Below are 2071 nucleotides of genomic sequence, written 5' to 3' on the forward strand. Positions count from 1 at the left end.
GCGTTTTGTTTGACGGTACTGGTCAGCTCTTCCATCGATGCTGCGGTCTCTTCCAGGGAGCTGGCCTGCTCTTCGGTCCGGGACGACAGGTCGTGGTTGCCGGCGGCGATCTGGCTGGACGCTGTCGCTATCGTGTCGGTGCCGCTGCGAACTTCGCCGACCACCTTGGCCAGGCTGTCGCGCATCCCCTTGATGGCATGCAGCAGGCTCGACTGGTCGTTATCCCTCAGATCGACAGGGACGGCCAGGTCGCCTTCTGCGATGCGGCGCGTGATACCGGCCGCATAGTCGGGCTCGCCGCCCAGCTGTTTGAGCAGACCGCGTGAAATCATCAGCCCGATGACAAACAGGATGGCGGCAAGTATCAGCGCACCGATCGAGAAATAGATCAGCCGGTTCACAATGGTGGCTTCAACCGTATCCACATAAACACCGGAACCGATGATCCAGCCCCATGGCGCAAACCCCTGAACATAGGACACTTTGGGCACCGGTTTTTCGTTGCCTGGTTTGGCCCACATATAGGAAACGAATCCCGCCCCGCCTTTTTTGACGGTATTGACGAATTCAACAAACAAGTGCTTGCCCGTCGGATCCTTGTTCTCCGACAAATCTTTTCCCTCCAGCGCCGAATTGATCGGATGCATCAGCATGCGCGGGTGCATATCGTTGATCCAGAAATATTCCGTTCCGCTGTACCGCAAGCCCCTGACTGCCTGCATCGCCTGCTGCTTCGCCTCCGGCTCGGTCAGCGTTCCCTTGGTTGCCAGGGCGTGGTAGTAGGTCAGCAATCCGTGGGAGGCCTCCACAACCTGCCGGACGTTGTTTTGCCGTTCTTCCATGATCAGCTTTCGCTCCGACACCAGGAACAGTGCGGTCAGTGCAGCGATGCCGAGGATGGCGCTGGCTGTAAACAGTCCCAGTTTTTTTGCGATGCTCATGGATGTGTTGCTTTGCAGCTTTGACATGTGTGTTTTCCCAATAATCTTGATTAATTCTTTACAGCACTGGCGGCTTGCTGGACAAGGCCCACCTCGTCGCTGGTCATGAGCTTGTCGATGTCCACCAGGATCAGCATGCGGTCATCGAGCGTGCCCAGCCCGATCAGGTAGTCGGTATCCAGCACCGAGCCCATCTCGGGTGCAGGCTTGACCTGCTCGGGGCTCAAGGTGATCACATCCGAGACGCTGTCGACCACCATGCCCATCACGCGGCTGGCAATGTTGAGGATGATCACCACCGTGAACTGGTCGTAGGTGGGCGTTCCCAGGTTGAACTTGATGCGCATGTCGATGATGGGCACGATGATCCCGCGCAGGTTGACCACCCCCTTGATGTGCTCGGGCGCGTTGGCTATGCGCGTGACCGCGTCATAACCGCGCAGCTCCTGCACCTTCTGGATGTCCACCCCGTACTCTTCCTGGCCCAGCGTGAACGCCAGAAACTCCAGCGGCTGGGCCGCCAGGACTCCGGGCGGCAGGGCTGGGACGGCCGGGGTTCCGGCTTGGCCGGTGCTTGCTTGCATGGGTGCTCCTTGAAACGTGGGTGAGGACAGACCCGGCCCGCACCCGCACGCTGTGCAACTGGAAGCCATGCCGTTGAGGTCTCTACATCTGTTTAACGGCCGGAGACCGGAAAACTTGAGGGAGAACTGAAAATCATTGCGGCCGGGTGGCTTCTAGAACGTTTCCCAGCTGCCACCGGCCGTGGCCAGCTCGCCACCAGGTGCAGCGGGCCTGCGCGGCGCGGCAATGGCCGGCCTGGCTTTGGGCGGCTGCATGGGTCTGGCCTTGGGACTCGCAGGACGGGCGGGCGCCTGGTGAGCCTGGTGCTGCACCTCTTCGCTGCCCAACCTGAACACACTGACCACCTGGCTGAGCCCGCTGGCCTGCTCCTGCAGCGAGGACGCTGCCGCAGCGGCCTCTTCCACCAGCGCCGCGTTTTGCTGCGTCACCTGGTCCATCTGCGTGATCGCCTGGTTGATCTGCTCGATGCCTGAGCTCTGCTCCTGGCTGGCCGCCATGATCTCGGCCATGATGTCGGTCACGCGTTTGACGCTGTCCACAATCTC

Annotated in this window: 3 protein-coding genes; all 3 read right to left on the bottom strand. The window is 60.6% G+C overall.

The genetic code is table 11. The features are described 5' to 3' along the window. On the bottom strand, window positions 1-941 hold a 941-nt coding region (locus B7G52_RS22965), incomplete at its 3' end, for a cache domain-containing protein (protein ID WP_170954862.1). A 50-nt stretch (window positions 942-991) separates the two neighbouring features. Then, window positions 992-1525, bottom strand: coding sequence for a chemotaxis protein CheW (locus tag B7G52_RS22970; RefSeq protein ID WP_096699974.1), 534 nt, complete (start codon window positions 1523-1525; stop codon window positions 992-994). A 153-nt stretch (window positions 1526-1678) separates the two neighbouring features. Beyond that, the coding region (locus tag B7G52_RS22975; RefSeq protein ID WP_371329062.1) for a methyl-accepting chemotaxis protein at window positions 1679-2071 on the bottom strand (393 nt) is incomplete at its 5' end.

This window comes from Polaromonas sp. AER18D-145 (assembly GCF_002379095.1).
Taxonomy (GTDB): Bacteria; Pseudomonadota; Gammaproteobacteria; order Burkholderiales; family Burkholderiaceae_C; genus Polaromonas.

Coding starts and splice junctions, on each gene's coding strand:
- B7G52_RS22970 (WP_096699974.1), bottom strand. CDS start 1,525: ATGCAAGCAAGCACCGGCCAAGCCGGAACCCCGGCCGTCCCAGCCCTG.